At 64.2% G+C, this 18390-nt stretch carries 16 protein-coding genes; 7 read left to right on the forward strand and 9 right to left on the reverse strand.

Annotated features, from left to right (window positions below; all coding sequences use genetic code 11):
• Positions 1 to 256 precede the first annotated feature (256 nt).
• The 6 genes from tnpA to istB all read left to right on the forward strand — a co-directional run bounded on the left by tnpA (position 257) and on the right by istB (position 6135).
• A complete protein-coding gene (tnpA, locus tag QM732_RS10400) occupies positions 257 to 646 on the forward strand; it encodes an IS66-like element accessory protein TnpA (protein WP_415656084.1) in 390 nt (129 codons plus the stop codon).
• Positions 643 to 990: an IS66 family insertion sequence element accessory protein TnpB gene (tnpB, locus tag QM732_RS10405; RefSeq protein ID WP_415654746.1), complete on the forward strand. Its 348-nt coding sequence runs from the start codon at positions 643 to 645 to the stop codon at positions 988 to 990. The genes tnpA and tnpB overlap by 4 nt, the downstream gene beginning before the upstream one ends.
• 74 nt (positions 991 to 1064) lie before the next feature.
• The gene (gene tnpC / locus QM732_RS10410) at positions 1065 to 2624 is read left to right on the forward strand and encodes an IS66 family transposase (RefSeq protein WP_415659365.1); all 1560 of its coding nucleotides are present in this window, start codon (positions 1065 to 1067) and stop codon (positions 2622 to 2624) included.
• Positions 2621 to 3139, forward strand: a complete 519-nt coding sequence (locus tag QM732_RS10415; RefSeq protein ID WP_415654744.1) for a hypothetical protein — start codon at positions 2621 to 2623, stop codon at positions 3137 to 3139. Before tnpC ends, QM732_RS10415 begins: the two co-directional genes overlap by 4 nt.
• A gap of 621 nt (positions 3140 to 3760) precedes the next feature.
• Positions 3761 to 5374, forward strand: a complete 1614-nt coding sequence (gene istA / locus QM732_RS10420) for an IS21 family transposase (protein ID WP_415656085.1) — start codon at positions 3761 to 3763, stop codon at positions 5372 to 5374.
• Entirely contained in the window at positions 5371 to 6135 is a 765-nt protein-coding gene (istB, locus tag QM732_RS10425; protein ID WP_415656086.1) for an IS21-like element helper ATPase IstB, read from the forward strand. Before istA ends, istB begins: the two co-directional genes overlap by 4 nt.
• Before the next feature lie 214 nt (positions 6136 to 6349).
• Here the strand turns inward: istB and cyoD are convergent, their stop codons facing one another.
• The 9 genes from cyoD to QM732_RS10470 are packed head-to-tail and all read right to left on the reverse strand — an operon-like array spanning position 6350 to position 15432.
• Entirely contained in the window at positions 6350 to 6748 is a 399-nt protein-coding gene (cyoD, locus tag QM732_RS10430; RefSeq protein ID WP_415656087.1) for a cytochrome o ubiquinol oxidase subunit IV, read from the reverse strand.
• Positions 6745 to 7350, reverse strand: coding sequence for a cytochrome (ubi)quinol oxidase subunit III (locus QM732_RS10435; protein WP_415656088.1), 606 nt, complete (start codon positions 7348 to 7350; stop codon positions 6745 to 6747). Before QM732_RS10435 ends, cyoD begins: the two co-directional genes overlap by 4 nt.
• A 2-nt stretch (positions 7351 to 7352) precedes the next feature.
• Positions 7353 to 9335 carry a cytochrome o ubiquinol oxidase subunit I gene (gene cyoB, locus QM732_RS10440; protein ID WP_415656089.1) on the reverse strand — a complete coding sequence of 661 codons (1983 nt, stop codon included), beginning with the start codon at positions 9333 to 9335 and terminating at the stop codon, positions 7353 to 7355.
• Complete coding sequence (gene cyoA / locus QM732_RS10445) at positions 9320 to 10237, reverse strand: ubiquinol oxidase subunit II (RefSeq protein WP_415656090.1); 918 nt, start codon at positions 10235 to 10237, stop codon at positions 9320 to 9322. The genes cyoB and cyoA overlap by 16 nt, the downstream gene beginning before the upstream one ends.
• A gap of 1 nt (position 10238) precedes the next feature.
• Positions 10239 to 11549 carry an NAD(P)/FAD-dependent oxidoreductase gene (locus tag QM732_RS10450; RefSeq protein ID WP_415656091.1) on the reverse strand — a complete coding sequence of 437 codons (1311 nt, stop codon included), beginning with the start codon at positions 11547 to 11549 and terminating at the stop codon, positions 10239 to 10241.
• A gap of 16 nt (positions 11550 to 11565) precedes the next feature.
• Positions 11566 to 12456: an SDR family NAD(P)-dependent oxidoreductase gene (locus QM732_RS10455; protein ID WP_415656092.1), complete on the reverse strand. Its 891-nt coding sequence runs from the start codon at positions 12454 to 12456 to the stop codon at positions 11566 to 11568.
• The gene (locus QM732_RS10460; protein ID WP_415656093.1) at positions 12446 to 13801 is read right to left on the reverse strand and encodes a Dyp-type peroxidase; all 1356 of its coding nucleotides are present in this window, start codon (positions 13799 to 13801) and stop codon (positions 12446 to 12448) included. Before QM732_RS10460 ends, QM732_RS10455 begins: the two co-directional genes overlap by 11 nt.
• Before the next feature lie 11 nt (positions 13802 to 13812).
• Positions 13813 to 14328, reverse strand: coding sequence for a hypothetical protein (locus tag QM732_RS10465; RefSeq protein ID WP_415656094.1), 516 nt, complete (start codon positions 14326 to 14328; stop codon positions 13813 to 13815).
• A 45-nt stretch (positions 14329 to 14373) separates the two neighbouring features.
• Positions 14374 to 15432, reverse strand: a complete 1059-nt coding sequence (locus QM732_RS10470) for a catalase family peroxidase (protein WP_415656095.1) — start codon at positions 15430 to 15432, stop codon at positions 14374 to 14376.
• On the opposite strand from QM732_RS10470, the gene QM732_RS10475 reads away from it, so the two are divergent.
• Complete coding sequence (locus QM732_RS10475; RefSeq protein ID WP_415656096.1) at positions 15416 to 18358, forward strand: ATP-binding protein; 2943 nt, start codon at positions 15416 to 15418, stop codon at positions 18356 to 18358. The genes QM732_RS10470 and QM732_RS10475 overlap by 17 nt on opposite strands.
• Positions 18359 to 18390: the final 32 nt, after the last annotated feature.

Genomic DNA, 18390 nt, shown 5'->3' on the forward strand with positions numbered 1-18390 from the left:
CTGGACAAACGCGTAAGCGTGCCAAGGGTAGGCAATGAACTTCATTGTTCCGTCCTCCTGCAAGGCGCTTGCACGGATGGCAGGTGAAAATTCGCCAGAGACTGCGACCATCCAGTTGACGCCGCTGTATGTAGTCTCCCAAGCGATTTTCGGCCCATAGCGCCGCTTCTGGGGAACGCTGACGACCCGAGCCAACGTAAGCGTGGCCTCAAGGCCCTCTTGAAGCCGTAATGGGGCCAGGCCAGCATGTGTCCATATGCAGAACAATGGACACACCCCTGAGTGGTCAGGCCCGATGGTCGAGCGGGTCATGCGCAATGGCAAACGGCTGTACACCTCGGCGTTCAAGGCTTGGCTGGTCGAACAGGCCAACAAGCCTGGCGTATCGGTGGCTGCACTGGCGTTGCGGCACGGCGTCAATGCCAATCAGTTGCGGCACTGGATGAAGCTGGGGCACTGGCAGTCCGGCGCACCTGTGTTGCTGCCGGTGACGATCGTGTCCGAGGCCGCAACTACCCAAGCGCCGCCCGAGTCGGTGTCGCGCGCCACCGGGACGCTCGAGATTGAGATCAGCGGAGCCATCCTTCGCGTGCAAGGCCAAGTGGACTCAGCACAGCTGCGCCTGCTGGGCATGCTGCGCGCATGATTGGCCTGCCGGCAAACACGCGGGTGTGGCTCGTGGCGGGCCACACCGACATGCGCAAGGGCTTCGACGGCCTGGCCGCCGTGGTCCAGACGGCGCTGGCCGAGAACCCCTTCGACGGCCACGTGTTCGTCTTCCGCGGTCGGCGCGGCGACATCGTCAAGGTGCTGTGGTTCGACGGCCAGGGCTTGATGCTGCTGGCCAAGCGCCTGGAGCGCGGCCGCTTCGTCTGGCCCCAGGCCGTCGATGGCCGCGTGGCCCTGAGCGCCGCACAACTGTCGATGCTGCTCGAAGGCATCGATTGGCGCATGCCGATGCGCACGAGCTCACCTCAACTGGCTGCATAGCCGATGCCTTCTCGGGAGTGATCCCGATGCCAACACGCTGAGTCCGTTGCACACTGAGATTCGTGCCGCAGGACATCGACCCGATCAGCCAACTGCCCGACGACGCGCAACTGCTCAAGCAGCAACTGCGCGCCAGCGCCAACGAGGTGCAACGGCTCAAGCTGATGGTCGACAAGCTCAAGCTGCAACTGGCGCGACGCGCGCGCGCGGAGTTCGGAGTCTCCAGCGAACGCTTCGATCTCCAGGCCAGCCTCATCGAGCCGATCGCGCTGGAGCAGCTCCCGGTGCGCAAGACCACGGTGCCAGCCGCCAACGCGGGCAGCATCGACCGCAGCCTGCCAGACCACCTGCCTCGCGAACAGCGCGAAGTTCGCCCCGCCACCAGCCCGGCGCATCACGACGTCGCGGGCCAGTCCTGTGGCTGCACCGCCTGCGGTGGCCGGCTGCGCAGCATTGGCGCCGACGTCTCGGAGTACCTGGAGTACGTGCCGGCGCGCTTCAAGGTCATCCGCACCGTGAGGCCCAAGTTGGCGTGCACGCAGTGCGAGGCCATCTTCCAGGCCTGTGCACCGAGCCGGCCGATCGCGCGAGGCCTCGCCGGCCCGGCGCTGCTGGCCCATGTGATGGTCTCCAAGTTCTGCGATCACTCCCCCTTGCACCGCCAGAGCCGTGTCTACGCTCGCGAAGGCGTCGAGATCGACCCCAGCACGATGGCTGGTTGGGTGGATCAGGTCCACACCTTGTTCGATCCCCTCGTTGCCGCGCTGGGCCGGCACGTGCTGCACGCGGCCAAGGTGCACGCCGACGACACGCCGGTCAAGGTGCTGGCGCCTGGCGAAGGCAAGACACGCACCGGCAGGCTGTGGGTTTATGTGCGCGACGACCGGCCCGCGGGCGACAGCGCGCCGCCGGCCGTCTGGTTCCGCTACTCGGCCGACCGCAAGGGCGAACACCCGCAGCGCCACCTGCGCGACTTCCGCGGCATCCTGCAGGCCGATGCCTACGGCGGCTGGAATGCCCTCTATGACGGCGGCCACGTGGTCGAAGCGGCCTGCTGGGCTCACGCGCGGCGACCGTGGTGGGATCTGTATGAGCAGTGCCGTGACGACACGGGCCTTGCGGCGCAGGCGCTGCGCCACATCCAGGCACTCTACGCGGTGGAGGCTGACCTCCGAGGTCATGCCCCGGAGGTACGACGCCAGCAGCGGCAGGCGCGGGCCGGCCCCCTGCTCGAGACGTTCCATCGCTGGCTGCAGGGGATGCTGACTCAGGTGTCGACGAAGTCGGAGTTGGCCAAGGCGGCCCGCTACAGCCTGGCACGCTGGAGGGCGTTGACGCGCTACGTGGACGACGGTCGCATCGAGATCGACAACTCGGCGGCCGAGCGTGCGCTGCGCGGTGTGGCGCTCGGGCGCGGCAACTACCTGTTCATGGGTTCGAACGCAGGTGGCGAGCGGGCGGCGTCGATGTACAGCCTGATTGAGACCGCCAAGCTCAACGGAATCGACCCCGAGGCCTATCTGCGCGAGGTGCTGCAGCGCATCGCCGACCACCCGGTGAACCGCATCGACGAGTTGCTGCCCTGGAACATCGACAGCCCGCGCACCGGCGCAGAAGTGCGCGCGGCGGCATGAGCGGGCCGAGCATCGATCCACGCCTGCTTGATGTCCTTCACCAGGCCAGCAGCCTGGAGCTGTTCCAGCTCAGCACGCTGATCGAGCGGCTGCTGGCCGACCCACGACGCATCATCGCGGTCCGCAAGGACATGCACCTGGGCCAAACCGTGCGCTTCCTCGACTGGCGCGATGGCAGCCTGCGTGAAGGCAAGGTCGTGGCCCTGCGCGACACCCAGGTCACGCTGCAAGACCTGCGCGAGCGCCGCGAGTGGAAGCTGCCCTATGCGGCCATCGAGCCGCCGGCGCCCAACGCGGCAGCGCGGCAAGCCGACGCCGCACCAGCGCCCGCGGCACCTCGACCGACGCGCAACGACTTCCGCTGCGGCGAGAAGGTCGCCTTCGAGGACAAGTACCTCAACACCGTGGTGGGCACCATCGTGCGCATCAACGAGCGCACCGCCAGCATCGATCCGGGCGACGGCACCAAGTGGCGCGTGGGCTTTGGGCTGCTGCGCCACGTGCTAGACATCTGAGCTACCGCGCTTCCGTCAAGAGGGCCGTCAGGCCACGCTTACGAGCCAACCGACCAGAGCGCTCAACAATGACGGAGCCGGCAACCTGATACTTGCTCGCCGGGCCGGGGTCCGAGGCTCTGAGCATCTCCCGCAGCTGCAGGAGGTGTGGCCCCAACTCCACGTGCGAGTATGACTGTAGGGCGCTGACTCCCGCCCTGTAGAGGTTCAGCAGGTGGAACAGCTTGAACGGGCCATAGTCAAAGTTCACCTTGCGCTCCCCCTAGGCCGGTCCAAGGATCAGGCAGCGGGCTGTGCTTACGCCAAAACTGCTCGTACGGGCGCTCATATGTCGCGCTGAAGAAAAGTTCGCAGCTACCGCAAAAAAGATGCTGCTTCAACCCATCTTGCAGCGTGCTAGCGCCATGAGGACCGCGGCCATTTATCCCTACCAGCTTTCCTTTGGCGTCCTTGATGGCTTTGAAAACCCCGGCGGCCACCCAAAGTGCCCCACTTATGGCCACTCAAACTGCTCCACCCGGCCGGGGTGAATTGACCCGCTGAGCACGGTCGGTCAGGCGCCTCAGCCCTGACGAAGGCAGGACGTAACTTCCCGCCCCTCGACAGAGGGGGATTCACGAGGTGAACGTCTTGAAGCCGCATCTACAAACCACGATCTGGACGCTCCTGCGCGCGGGCAACAGCCAGCGCGAGATCGAGCGCCGAACCGGCATCTCCCGCCACACGATCCGCGACTACGCCAAGCGCTTCGCGGCGCAAGCGGATCCGCCCCAGGAATCAAACTGCCCCGGGGTGGCCACCGGCTCTGAGGCTGGCTCACCCAGTCAAACTGCTCCACCCCGGCCACCGGCTTTGCCACAGGGCGCAACCTCGGCGGCGTCGCTGTGCGAGCCCCATCGCACCTTTGTCGAAGCGCAGCTGCGCCTAGGCCGCAACGCCGTGGCCATCTACCAGGAGTTGGTGGACGAACACGGCTTTGCCGGCCGGTACAACTCCGTCAAGCGCTTCGTCGCTCGATTGCGGGTGCACGCTCCTGAGCAGTTCGACCGACTGAGCTTCGCACCGGGCGAGGAGATGCAGGTCGACTACGGCGAGGGCGCGCCCACGCTCGTGCCGGGCACGAACCGCTACCGCAAGCCGCGGCTGTTCGTGGCGACGCTGCGCTACTCGCGGCGCAGCTATCGGCGTGTGGTGTGGGTGTCGAGCCAGCAGGTCTGGGCCGAGCTGCACGAGCAGGCCTGGCGGTACTTCGGCGGCTCATGCCGCTACGTGGTGCTGGACAACCTCAAGGAAGGCGTGATCAAGCCTGACTTGTACGAGCCCGAACTCAATGCCGTGTACGCCGCCACGCTGGCGCACTACGAGGTGGTGGCAGACCCGGCTCGGGTGCGTGACCCCAACCGCAAAGGTACCGTCGAGAACGCGATCGGTCACACCCAAGGCACGGCCTTGAAAGGCAAGCGCTTCCAGACCTTGGAGGCGCAGAACGAGTACCTGGAGCACTGGGAGACGAAGTGGGCGGCGCCACGCATCCACGGCGCGGAGCGCCGCCAGGTGCAGGCGATGTTCGAGGAGGAGCGGGCGCATCTGCAGCCGTTGCCGCCGCTCCCGATGCAGTACTTCCGCGACGAGCAGCGCACCGTCTGCGACGACGGCTGCATCCAGGTGGCCCACAGCAGCTACGCCGCGCGTCCCGCGGCCATTGGCACCAAGGTGTTGGTGCGCATCTTCGAGCGGCGCCTGGAGATCCGCGATCTCAAGACCCAGGCGCTGCTTCGCACGCACACGAAGGCCGAGCGCCCCGGCACGGTGGTGCTGCCAAACGACGAGCGGGTCTTCAATCCCTCTCGACAGACGCGTCAGATCCTCGCCCAAGCCCAGGCCATTGGCGCCGATGCCGAGCGGCTGTGCCAGCTGCTGTTCAGCATCGAGGGCCGCGTCGGCCAGCGCAAGCTGTGGGGCATCGTGCACCTGGCCGAGCGTCATCCACGGCAGCTCGTCAACGCCGCGTGCGCCCAGGCGCTGGACGACGGCGTCTACAGCTATCGCCACGTCAAGCTCGTCACAGAGCAGCGGGTGGCGCTGGCACTGAAGCGTCTGGAGCAAATGGCGCCCAACGCAGACGCCTGCGACGGACTACCCACGCAGTCGCACGCCCTCATCCGCAGTCCTCACGAGTACGGCGAGCTGTTCGCCAAATCCGCCGCCGCCAATCAAGGAGACCTCCTCGCATGAACACGCAAGACATCGAGAACACGCTGCGCAAGCTGCGCCTGTCGGGCATGGCCCAGACTCTGCAAACCCGCGTCATGCAGGCCCAGGCCGCGCAGGAGCCGTTCTTGGACACACTGACCGCACTGCTGCAGGACGAGCTGGACCGTCGCCGCAGCCGCCTCATGGCACGCCGCTTCAAGCTCTCCGGCCTGGACGAGAAGCTGTCGCTGGCGGACTTCGACTGGCGCTTCAACCCGAAGCTGCCGCGCGGCGCCTGCTTCGAGCTGCACAGCTTGAAGTTCATTGCCGAAGGCAACAACGCGCTGCTGGTCGGCAAGCCCGGCACGGGCAAGAGCCACATCGCAAAGGCGGTGGCCTACCAGGCTACCTTGCAGGGCTACGACGTTGCCTACGTCGAAGCCGACGCGGTCATGGCCCGCCACGCTCTCGCGGAGCCCGACGAACGCGCCCGGCTGCTCAAGGGCTGGGTGGCAGCGGATCTGCTGCTGTTGGACGATCTGTTCCTGGCCCGCAAGATTGGCGAGCACGCCGCGGAGCTGCTGCAGACGCTGGTCCATCAGCGCTACAAGCTGCGCCGCTCCATCGTCATCACGTCCAACCGGATCGTCCAGGACTGGGGCCGCTACCTTGGCGACGCTACCATGGCCACAACCATCCTGGACCGCCTCATGCATCGCTGCGCGATGCTCGAGTTCGAGGGCAAGAGCTACCGGCTGAAGGAGGCGTCCGCGCGCCTGGTCATGACCTCAGACCCCACATAATTCCCTCGTCCTGCCCGGAGCAGTTTGGGTGGCCATCGGGGTGAAAACAAACTTCGGAACGATGTGCGAGAGAAGTAGTTCGCGCTCTTGCTCGCAAAAATGACACAGCCCGCTCATGCCATCATTTTCGCATTCAGCGCCACTAGCTGTCTTTCAGGACAGCTGGTGGCGTTCGCCCACATTGCTAGCGATTACAAATCACCCACGCTGCGATTCAACGTTGCATCTGCATCAACCGCTCCATCGGCACCACATGCGCGTGGTTCATGTGCCCCATCACCCACAGCGTCCCGAAGATGAGCAGCATGACCACGAGTAGCCCGAAGGCCAGGGCCAACAGGTTGTTCTTGTTGTCAGGGCCCGAGGTCAGGTGAAGGAAGAAGACCAGGTGCACGCCGATCTGCGACACCGCCAGCACGCCCAGCGCCACTGGGATGCTCGGCGTCCAAACCAGCTCGCTACGGGCGATGTAAAAGGAAACCATGGTGAGCAGCGTGGCCAGTACGAAGCCGACCAGATAGACCCTGATCTCATCTGCTATGGATGACGCATCACTTGCTTCGCCCGGAGCTGCATCTCCTGCTTCCACGTTCTCAGGTGCGCCAGCACTCATTTCGTCACTCCCATCAGGTAGACCAGGCAGAAGAGTGCAACCCAGACGATGTCCAAGGCATGCCAGAACAGCGCGAAGCACTGAAGCCGGCGCATGACCTCAGCTCGGTAGCCTTTGACGAGGACCTGGGCCACCATCGTCAGCAACCAGACCAGACCGAGAAGCACGTGCATGCCATGACAGCCCACCAGCGCGAAGAACGCCGACAGGAAGGCGCTGCGGTCAGGCGTTGCGCCCTGAAGCGCCATACCCCGGAACTCATCAAGCTCCAGACCGAGGAAAGTTGCTCCTAAGACGAAGGTTGCAGCCATTCCGCCGTAGAACAGACCAGAGTGCCTGTGTCGGGCGCCGATAGCCGCAAGCCCGCACGTCAGGCTGGACAGCAGCAGACACGCGGTCTCGACCGCGACGTTGCCTATCTCGAAGAGCTGCACCCCACCGGGACCGCCAGCAGTGTTGTTCTTCAACACGGCGTACGCCACGAAGAAGGCTGCGAACATGACGATGTCGCTGATGAGGAACACCCAAAAGCCATACGCCGTGACGATGTGCGGCGGGGCATGGGTCTCAGCCGCGTGAGGATGGCTCAGTGTTGCACTCATGATCAACGCCCCCACCGTGTGTCAACGAGCGCCAGCCGTTCCTGCATCGCCGCCCTCACCTCATTCACCGGCACCTCAAACTCATGCCGGTCGCGCCAGGCAAACACCACGAAGGTCATGTAAGAGCCGCCTACGGCCAGGCCGACCAGCCACCAGATGTGCCAGATGAGGCCGAAGCCGAGGACGCTGGCGAAGAAGGCGCACACGAAACCGGTGGGCGTGTTCTTGGGCATGTGGATCGGATCCACGCGCATGGGGTCATCCGGCGGGCGCCCATCCAGCTTCCTTGCCCAGAAAGCGTCCAGGCCTGTCACCACCGGCGTCCGGATGAAGTTGAATGCAGGGGGCGGGGACGCCGTCGACCATTCCAGCGTCCGGCCGTTCCAAGGGTCACCGGTCACGTCCCGCAACTGGTCGCGCCTGCGCACACTGACCACGAGTTGCGCAATCTGAGCCACGATCCCAAAGAGGATGAGCACTGCACCTGCAGCTGCAAGCTGGAGAAGCGGAACCCACTCAGGCACGTCGTGGTGCTGCAGGCGGCGAGTCATGCCCATCAGGCCGAGCGCGTACATCGGCATGAAGGCGACGTAGAACCCCACCACCCAGAACCAGAAGGCCGCCTTTCCAAGCCCGTCGTGCAGGCGAAAACCGAACGCTTTGGGGAACCAGTAGGTGTAGCCCGCGAAGGCACCAAAGAGCACGCCGCCGATGATGACGTTGTGGAAGTGCGCGACCAGGAAGAGGCTGTTGTGCAGCACGAAGTCCGCTGGCGGCACTGCCATCAGCACGCCCGTCATGCCTCCGATGATGAAGGTGACCATGAAGGCAAGCGACCACAGGACGGGCACCGAGAAGGTCAGCTTCCCGCGGTACATCGTGAACAGCCAGTTGAAGATCTTCACACCGGTTGGTATCGAGATGACCATGGTGGCGATGCCAAAGACCGCGTTCACGTCCGCGCCGGCGCCCATGGTGAAGAAGTGGTGAAGCCAGACGCAGAAGGCAAGGACGCAAATTGCCATCGTTGCCGCCACCATCGAGCGGTATCCAAACAACGCCTTCCGCGAGAAGGTTGCGAAAACCTCGGAGAAGACCCCGAACGCCGGCAGCATCAGGATGTAGACCTCTGGATGCCCCCAGGCCCAGACCAGGTTCATGAACATCATGGCGTTGCCGCCGGCGTCGTTCGTGAAGAAGTGGAAGCCCAGGTAGCGGTCCAGGAGCAACATCGCATATGTCGCCGTCAGGATGGGGAACGCGGCCACGATGAGCAGGTTCGACGCGAGCACGGTCCAGCAGAAAACCGGCATCCGCATGTAGGTCATGCCTGGCGCGCGAGTCTTCAGGATGGTTGTCACCAGATTGACCCCTGATAGCAAGGTCCCAATACCGGATATCTGCAACGACCACAGGTAGTAGTCCACCCCGACGCCAGGCGAGTACTGGATACCGGAGAGCGGTGGGTACGGCAGCCAACCCGTCCGAGCAAACTCCCCGACGAAGAGCGACACGTTCACCAGCAGTGCACCACTGGCCGTCAACCAGAACCCCACGGAGTTCAGCGTCGGGAACGCCACGTCTCGAACGCCTAGCTGAAGCGGCACCACGAAGTTGGCCAAGCCAGCGATGAACGGCATGGCCACAAAAAAGATCATCAGCGTTCCGTGCGCCGAGAAGATCTGGTTGTAGTGCTCAGGAGGCAGGTAGCCAGCGGACTCACCAAAGGCCAGCGCCTGGTGCGAACGCATCATGAGCGCGTCAGCGAAGCCGCGCAGGAGCATGACGCCTGCCAGCAAGACGTACATGATGCCCACGCGCTTGTGGTCCACACTGGTGATCCACTCGCGCCACAGGTAAGGAACGTGACCTCGGACCACCACCCATGCGCTGATGGCCAAGAGGATCGTTGCCACGACCGCCAAGGTGCCCATCACTATGGGTTCGTTCAGCGGAACGGCCGCCCAAGTCAGTTTGCCAAACACAGATCACTCCCCAACAGTTTGTTTGTCACGCTGGGCCAATCGGACGACTGACCTGCAACGGGGTGGTGCTCCGCCACCACCAGCTCGAAGAGCTTGGGTTCGACCCAGCCAAAGTGCCTCGGCGCATCGTTGATGCTGGGACGAGCGAGACGGGCGTACGCAGAGACGTCCAGCCGACCTCCTTCCTGCTGCTTGACCTGCGCCGCCCAAGCGTCGAACTCCTCGGGTGCAACTGCGTGCACCTCGAAGTTCATGTCAGAGAAACCCTCGCCACTGAAATGGCTGGAGATGCCGCGATACACCCCGGGCTGGTCCGCGGCTAGGTTGAGCTCGGCTGCCATGCCGCTCATCGCGTAAATCATGCTTCCCAGCTGTGGCACGAAGAACGCGTTGAAGACGGTCGCAGATGTGACCTTGAAGTGGATGGGGCGACCTGCCGGCACCTTCAGCTGGTTGACGCTGGCGATGCCTTGCTCCGGGTAGATGAAGAGCCACTTCCAGTCCAACGCCACAACCTGCACCTCGATAGGCTTGCCTGGCATCTCGACTGGCGCGGCAGGATCGAGCCTGTGCGATCCAGTCCAGGCAACGCCCGCAAGCAGCAGGACCACCATGCAGGGGACAGACCACACCACGAGCTCTACACGACCGGAGTACGCCCAATCGGGCACGTAGTTCGCACGCGTGTTGGAAGCTCTGAACCAGAAGGCGACCGCAAAGATGGCCACCATCGTCGGCACAACGATGGCAAGCATGATTGCCACAGACCCCACCAGGATCTGGCTCTCTGCCCGTGCAACCGGGCCTTTCGGGTCAAGCAACGCGGGTTGACAAGCACTCAAGACCAGAGGGGCGAGCAGCAGGAGGCGGCGCATGTGCGCCAGAGGCTTCTCGGCGTTCATGTCAATGCAACTTCACGCGAGGAAGCGCCATGCCCCGCAGTCGGTCAGCGACAAAAAGCGCGGCCGCCCTGCTCCATCCATACAGAGTGACGCGGTGCATGTGGAACAGGCTGACGTACGCCAGCTTCGCAAACGCTCCGCGCATCGAAGAAACCTTCTTCTTGCCGCTCAACGACGGGAATTCACCGGTCGCATCGCCGGCACCGAGAGAAACCAGCATCCCTCGCGAGACGTGGCGGAACGGTTCAACCGGCCTTCCTGCTGCATGAGCCTCAATGGCGCGCGCAAGGTAGGCAGCCTGCTGATGAGCGACTTGCGCGGTAGGCGGCAGCACGCCGCCGCCAGAGTCCGGGACCGACGCGCAGTCGCCAATTGCGTAGACGGTGTGATGCGCTCGGCACCTGAGGTTGGCGTCGACGACGATCCGTCCACCTTTGCCCAGCTCTAGTCCGAAGATCTTGCCCAGGACCTTGTGCCCGGCGACGCCGGACGCCCAGACCTTGATGTCGCACGGCACATCCTCCCCGTTGTCGAGCGTCAGCCCGCGCTCAGAAGCCTCCTGCACACCCCTGGAGAGACGTAGTCGTACCCCGAGTTTCTGCAGCGATGCTTTGGCGGCGGCGGAAGTCCGTCCATCAGCTCCAGGAAGGACTCGCTCCGCGCGATCGATCAAGGTGATGCTCAGCTTTCCCTCAGTGCCGAGACCGCCGTACAGCTGCAACGCATGGGCTGCGTGATGGAGCTCCGCAGCAAGTTCGACACCCGTTGCGCCGGCACCGACGATGCCAATCGCAAGGTTTGCCCGTTGACCTGCAGCGACCTGCACCGCAGCTTCGATGAAGCTCTGCTGCAGCTCTGTGGCCTGACCGGCGCTGTCAAGCATGTGGCAGTGTTCGACGACACCCGGGATGCCGAAATCGTTTACGCGACTGCCAATGGCAAGCACCAAGCTGTCGTAACCAATGCTGCGCTCAGGCAACACGGCCTTCCCGTCCACCTCGACCCGACCGACCCAAATCCGCCTCGTGGCAAGGTCCACATCCTTCAGCTCGCCGAGGTGGAACTCAAACCCGTTTGCCGTTGCCAGAGCAAGGTAGCTCGCACCTTCAGCGTCTGCGCCGAGGAGGCCGACCGCAACCTCGTGAAGACGCGGCTTCCAAAGGTGAGTTGGGTGTCGATCAACCAGCAGCACTCGCAACCGCGAACGGTTGCGCCTGCGGCCGAGCCGGATAGCCAGTTCGAGCCCGCCAGCACCGCCGCCAACGATGACGACGGACTGCCTGCCGCATGCCTCTGTGAGTGCCAAGTTCATCGACTACTCCTGGACGTCAGCTGAAATCGACGCCGGTCAACTTGGTAGACATCGCCGCGGCATCCGGGTCGGCGCTGTGATGGTCCGGATTGACCTGGTCGACCATCTGCTGCGCGCGAGCCAGGATGAACGGGCGCATCAGGTCGGCATGGGTCAGGATCCAGAAGCGCCGAGCCAGTACGGCAGCAAACACCTGGCGTGCCACTTCGCTCGGCTCCAACGCATGCGGCGATTCGATGCCGCTTGCGGGTTCCGCGCCCGGCGCCGGCTTGACCGTCAGGATGTTTGTCTTGACGAGCGCCGGACACAGGACGGACATGCCGACGCCTGACTTGGTCGCGACCAGTTCGCGGTACAGCGTCTCGGAAAGACCAACGACGGCGTGCTTGCTGGCCACATAGGCGGAGGCAGCCGGGATGGTGACCAGGCCAGCCGCCGAGGCCGTGTTGACGATGTAGCCGCTCTCGCGCTCACGCAGGCCGGGCAGGAACGACTGCAGGCCATTGATGACGCCGCCCACGTTGATGTCCAACATGCGGTGCCAGTCGCGGTCCGTATGGTCCCAGCCCAGCGCGATCTTGGTGATGCCGGCGTTGTTCACGACTAGCCACGGCGGGCCCAGCTCGGCTTCAGCGCGGCGCGCGAGCTCCTGCACCTGCTCGGCGTTGCTCACGTCAGTCTTGACGGCAATCGCTTTCACGCCGCGCGCTTCGACCGCGGCTTTCGCCTCGGCCAACTTGTCCTCGCCCAGATCGGCAAGTGCCACATCCATGCCAAGCCGGGCGGCTTCCAGGGCGATGGCCAGGCCAATGCCACTGGCAGCCCCGGTCACGACTGCAACCTTGCCGCGCAATTCGGTCGGACGCCGCGGTTGCTCGACGGCGCTATTTGCAACTTCAGAACTCATTGGGAACTCCTTCTCCAGGTGTGCCGGACCACGGCAATTGACATATCCAAGCCAAGCCTCGGAGGCCAGGCAGGAAGACGTGTTCGCCGCCACGCGTCGCCGTGAAGTCGGGCAAGCCGACCAGGTGGCGCCTGACAGGCTTGGCGGGATACGTGTAGTCGTCGGCACGATCACGCCGACCTACGATCGGGTCTGTGCGAGACCCTTGCGACACGAAGTCGCCGTCGTTCACCCACTGCGCCTGAACGAACTCGAACTGGCGCCCAGGGTGGGCATTGATGATTGCGATGACGATGCCTCGTTCGACGCCGTCATCCTCGAGCGCGTCCTCCGGCAGCATCGGCCCGTACGCAGATCCCCGGCGCAGGACGCGGTGCAGACGCGCGTCAACGATGGTGTCGTTCAGTGCATCGCGGGGATTCACCCGCCGGATGTGAGAGCCCACCGGTGTCTTGACGCCCGCAGGGTCGTCTACTTGGTAGCTGAACGCGTTGTTCCGTTGCCGGTCCGCAGCAAGCGCTGGGTCGTCTCGCTCTGGCGACAGCGACAGCGGACAACCGCTTCGCCAGCGGCCCATCATCTTTGCCGCAAGGAACTCCTCGCCATCTTGCGACTTGGAGTTGTCGCGCAGGAACTTGCGAAATGACGCAACGTTCTGCGCGATCTTGCGAATCGCGATGTAGGTGCCATTCCGCCAAAAGGTCTCAGGACCCGGCCCCGTAGAGATGGCACCCATCTCGTTCTCATAGCCAAGCAAGAACTCACCGGGCTTGACCACGTCTTGGCCGGGAAGGGGTTCACCACCCTCACCTTCGATGAAGGGCCTGCTGATGCCGTCTGCGAACCCGAAGTGCTCGCGCATGGTTGGCGGGACACCGACTTCGAGCCGTGCGACGACGCTGAGCCCCGAGAGCCCGTCAAGCGCGCGATGCCCAATGGCCAACTTTTGGTCACGCAACGTCGCGCTTCCGGCCATGACCAACAGGCCGACATGGAGCCCGGTGCCCGAGTGCGGAAGCGTCCAGTGCTCCGGGTCGCTGCGGCCGACATCGCCAAGGTATTCCTTGCGCGCCGCCATGCCCTGCTTGAATTCGACTGGAAAACCGTCAAGGATCTCCTGCGGAACCCCCAGCCGCCTCAACCCCTCGAAGGAGAACACGACGTTGATCCACGCATCTTCCTTCGGCGCGTCCCAACTCGCGGCCGATGTCACGTGCGGGATCAGCCGCTTCAACATCGCTCGAGCAGCCTCGGCATCGTCGATGCGGATGAGGACGTACGCCCCGAAATACGGCATGGGTCGATTCCGAAGAATCGTGCCCTGGATGTCGTTCAGCTCGAGCATGTCGACGCCTCTTAGGCCGCGGCGTCCAGCATTTCGCCGACGGCGTTGGACAGTCGCTTCATCTTGTGGATGTCATGGACGGTCACGTCCGGATGAGCCACATAGAAGAAGTCGGAGGTGACCGTGCCTTCCAGCAGCAGCTTTTGCACGACCGGGTCCTGGGAGTGCGTGAAGCCTTCCCAGACACCAGGCATCAGCTTGTCGAACCACTCGTGGCCCTTGGCGATGATGTCGTGGACGTAGGGCTGGAAGTCGCCGTCGTAGGTGATGGCGAATAGGATGCGCGTGTCGTTGTCGATGAGGGTGATGCGGAAGTCATGCACCGTTCCGATGCGGCCCTCCCAGTAGGCTGCTTCGGCCTGGAACTGCGGCAGGCGTTCACGGAACAGCGGGACGCTGCCGGGCACAACCTTGCCGAAGGCGATGATTTCGCCGCGCTTGCCGATGCGTTTGCCCGGACCGTCGGGCTGGTTCACGACGTTCTGAGCCAGCGCGCTGCGCTCGTTCTTCTCGATTTCCTTGGACATTGCGATCTCCTTGTTTGGAGGGTTGGGAAATGGTTGGCGTGCGAGCTACTCGCAGTGGCCGTTGGAGGGGGACGTTTGACCTGCACCGAACGGGCAGGCGCGCCAGCCGCCCGTGCGCTGGGCAGCGGAGACTTCGTAGACGCCACGACGGATCTGCAAGATGGGGTCATCGGTCGCTTCGATGCCGTCCGTCAACTTGCTCGGGTCATGGTTCATGACGCGGTCGCCGATTTCCTGCTCTGTAGTCGGCGCGCGGACCTCGAGGCGACCGATCGTCACGAGCTTGCGGCCCGCAGGCCACAACGTCGTAGGGTCATCGAGAGGGTCACCGGGCTCGGCCAGTTCGACCACGAGGTTGAACGCAATCGGCGCCTCGGCCAGCCGGGCATCCAGTTCGTCGAAAAGAACGGACGGCGAAGCTTGAGCCAGCTCGGAAGCGAACTGGCCAAGGACGCCTCCAACTGGCTCCCAGTGCACCCGCAGATGAGTTACTTTGTCTTCGGCGTTGATGAACCGGAAGGCGTGGATGGCATGGAAGGCCGTATGGGCGAAGCTGACGGGCGCGGCGCTCTCCGCCCGCATGCGGAAGACGTTGGCAACCCGGGGGTTGGTCTTCAGAAACGCCTGAAGTGCAGGCAGGTTGGGACCGGCGCCCGGTGCCGTAGGCTGCGCGACGGTGACCAACTCGATGAATTCCTCGATGGACCGAGCGACGAAGAGCTTCTGGCTCAGCATCACCAAGTTCGTGATGTCACCGTCCGGCAGATAGAAACGGGTCGCCATGCCGACCGTGGCGCTGAAATGCGCGAAGGGGTCGCCGCCACCTTTGGAGAAGCGGACGGTGGCCGGAACCACGTCACCGTTCAGGTGGATAGCGCGCGAGAAGCGACGGGCCTCCTCGTTGGCTTGGAAGACGCCTCGGTAAAGGCGACCGTCTGCGTGCAGCGTGCGATAGCCCTCGTGGAGGCCGAGCACGCCATGGATCAGGTCGACGATCCGTCCTGCGCTGCGGTGTTGACTGTTTTGCATTCCTGACCTCGTTCTTGAGCTGACGAGATCAGTGTCTTGGTGAGCACCTTGACGCTGAATGGTCCTTCCGGCCATTCGATTGACCGTGGCGGCCGGCTGCAGCCACGAACTGGCGCCGCGTCGCCTGAACGAGGCTCAAGACGGCTATCGGACGCGGCAGCTAAACGAAATTTCACGGCCCGCCGCCGCCAGTAGTTCACTGGGCGCGCCCATCATGTGGGTTGTCATGGCAGCACCTGAGTCAGTCTCCTTCGGCCCCTTCCAGCTCATACCTTCCCAGCGCCTCCTGCTGGAGAGTGGGCGGCCGGTGCGGCTCGGCGGCCGAGCCATTGACCTGCTGATCGCACTGGTGGACAAGCCGGCCGAGGTCATCGGCAAGAACGACTTGATTGCCAGAGTCTGGTCCTCAACGGTGGTGGATGAGGCGAGCCTGCGCGTCCACATCTCCGCACTGCGCAAGGCGCTGGGCGACGGTCAAGGCGGGACGAGATACATCGAGAACGTGCCCGGCCGCGGCTACTCCTTCGTAGGCAAGGTACTGGCGGTGTCACCCGAAGCGCTTGCTGAGCGCACGGCCGCGCGGCACAACCTACCCGTCCGGCTGACTCGGATGGTCGGCTCGGAAGCACTGGTCTCGAGCTTGAGCACTCAGGTCCGCGACCAGCGACTTCTCACCATCGTTGGCCCCGGTGGCATCGGGAAGACGACCTTGGCTCTCGCGGTGGCCGAAGACGTCTGCGACTCTTTCCGGGACGGCGTGCACTTCGTCGACTTCGCGCTACTCGCGGACGCCTCGCTGGTTCCCTCCTTCGTCAGCAGGTCTCTCGGCTTTCCGCACGAGGCGGCCACGACTCTGGGGGCGTTGGTCATCTCGATGGAGGAGCGGCACATGCTGCTCGTTCTCGACAACTGCGAGCATCTGATCGACTCCGTAGCTTCAGTCGTGGTCAGCCTACTCAAGGAGCTGCCCGGGCTGCACATCCTCGCCACCAGTCGCGAGCCGCTGCGGGCCGAAGCTGAGGCAGTCCACAGACTTGCTCCCCTTCAGATGCCCCCGCTTGATGCAACGAACCTTTCAGTCATCGAGGCACTTCGCTACTCAGCGGTGCAACTGCTGGTCGAGCGCATCCAAGCCAGCTATGACGGGTTCGAGCTGGCCGCCGGCGATGTAGAAGCAGCCATCAGCTTGTGCCGGCGCCTGGATGGTTTGCCGCTGGCCATTGAGCTGGCTGCGGTACGGGTGGGGATGTTTGGGGTTCAAGGGCTGCTGCAGCGGCTGGACCATAGCCTGCGGGTTCTCGCCGGTGGGCGCCGCACCGCCCTGCCCCGGCATCAGACCCTCAAGGCGCTCCTTGACTGGAGCTACGAGTTGCTCAACCCGAATGGCCAAGCAGTGCTGCGTCGCCTAGCTGTTCTGCCTGGCCGCTTCACCCTAGGCGTCGCGATCTCCGTAGCGGGTGATGACAAGACCGACGCCGACACCATCGTCGAGCAGCTCATGGACCTGGTTGCGAAGTCCTTGGTCGTCGCCGACCTGAGCTCAGACGAGGTTCGCTACCGACTCCTGGAGACCACCCGCGCCTATGCGATGGACCGGCTCGCCTCGTGCGCGGAGCAGGACGTCGTCATGGCCCGCTACTCAGAAAGGCTGCGGGAACAGTTGGCCAAGTCAGCCGACGAAGGGGACCACCTTACGCGCGCCCAGTGGGTCAGTCGCTACGGCGACTTGGTCAACGGCCTCCGTGTGACGGTTGAATGGGCGTTGGAGCAAGTGGGGACCGCTGTGGTCGGGGCCCAGCTCCTGGATGCGGCCAGCGTGCTCGCACACAAGCTGACTCTGCTGGATGAGTTTCAGGTGTGGGTCAAACGTGCCTTGCGGGAACTGGTGAAGCTTGAGCAGCGCGAGTTCTACCTTGAGATGCGTCTGAACACGGTGCTTGGAGCTCTCATAGGACAGACCCAGGGATCACTCGAAGAGGTCCGTGAGGCCCACCGCGCCGCCGCTGAGGCAGCTCTGGCCATTGGGCTTGCGGACCACGAAGGCGACACCCTCCAAGGACTGTGGGTGGGCAGTCTGGGCCGGGGAGACTACCCGGCGGCGCTCGCGGCCGCCCTCAGGCTTAAGGTCGTGGCGGAGCAGACCGGCAAGGCTAGCGCCCTGCTCTTCGCCGACCGCATCCAAGCGCAGACGCGGCACATGCTGGGCGAACACCGCCAGGTGCGCGAGTTGGTCGACCGAGTGCTGAACGACCCGACTCCGTATCAACGCATCGGCAACAGCCCGATGGTTCCCTTCGACCGACGGGTATCCATGGGCATCGTCGTCGCCCGAATGCTCTGGCTCGAGGGCAATGCGGATCAGGCGCTATCCCACGCGAAGGCCACCCTGAAGCACGCCGAGGAAGACATGGCGTACGCGCTGTGCCACGTCCTGGCCTTCGCATGCTGCCCTATCGCCCTCTGGTGCGGAGACCATGACAGCGCGAAAAGGTTCACCAAGCTGCTGGGCGACCACGCGAAGCGGCACTCGCTGAAGCATTGGTCTCAGTGGGCGCGTTGCCTCACGTCCCTGCAGGAAGGAAGCACTGATTTCGATGCGCCCCTTAACGACTACATGCTCTGGGACACGCTTGGAACGGTGCTGCCTTCAACGGTCACCCAGGAGACCCTGGACCGGGCCAAAGCAGGCATATCAGGTTGGTGCGCGCCTGAAATCCTTCGCGCCCAGGCAGAAAACCTGCTGGCTCGCACCTCCAACGACCCAGCAGTGGCCACTCAGGCGCGAGAGCTGCTCGACGCATCGCTGAAGTTGGCTCGGTCGCAGGGGGCGCTCGCGTGGGAGCTGAGAACTGCCACCACCATCGCGGAGTTCGAGCTTGAGGAGAACCATCCCGGCAAGCTGCTGGACGGAGTGCTCTCCCGCTTTTCCGAAGGCTTCGGCACCCAAGACCTACGCAAGGCGCACAACCTGCGCACCACCCTGCGGACGATGTCCAGCTGAACCGCCCGATCCCACGGGTGAGCGGCTGCAAC

This window comes from Roseateles sp. (assembly GCF_047654805.1).
GTDB lineage: Bacteria > Pseudomonadota > Gammaproteobacteria > Burkholderiales > Burkholderiaceae_C > Pelomonas.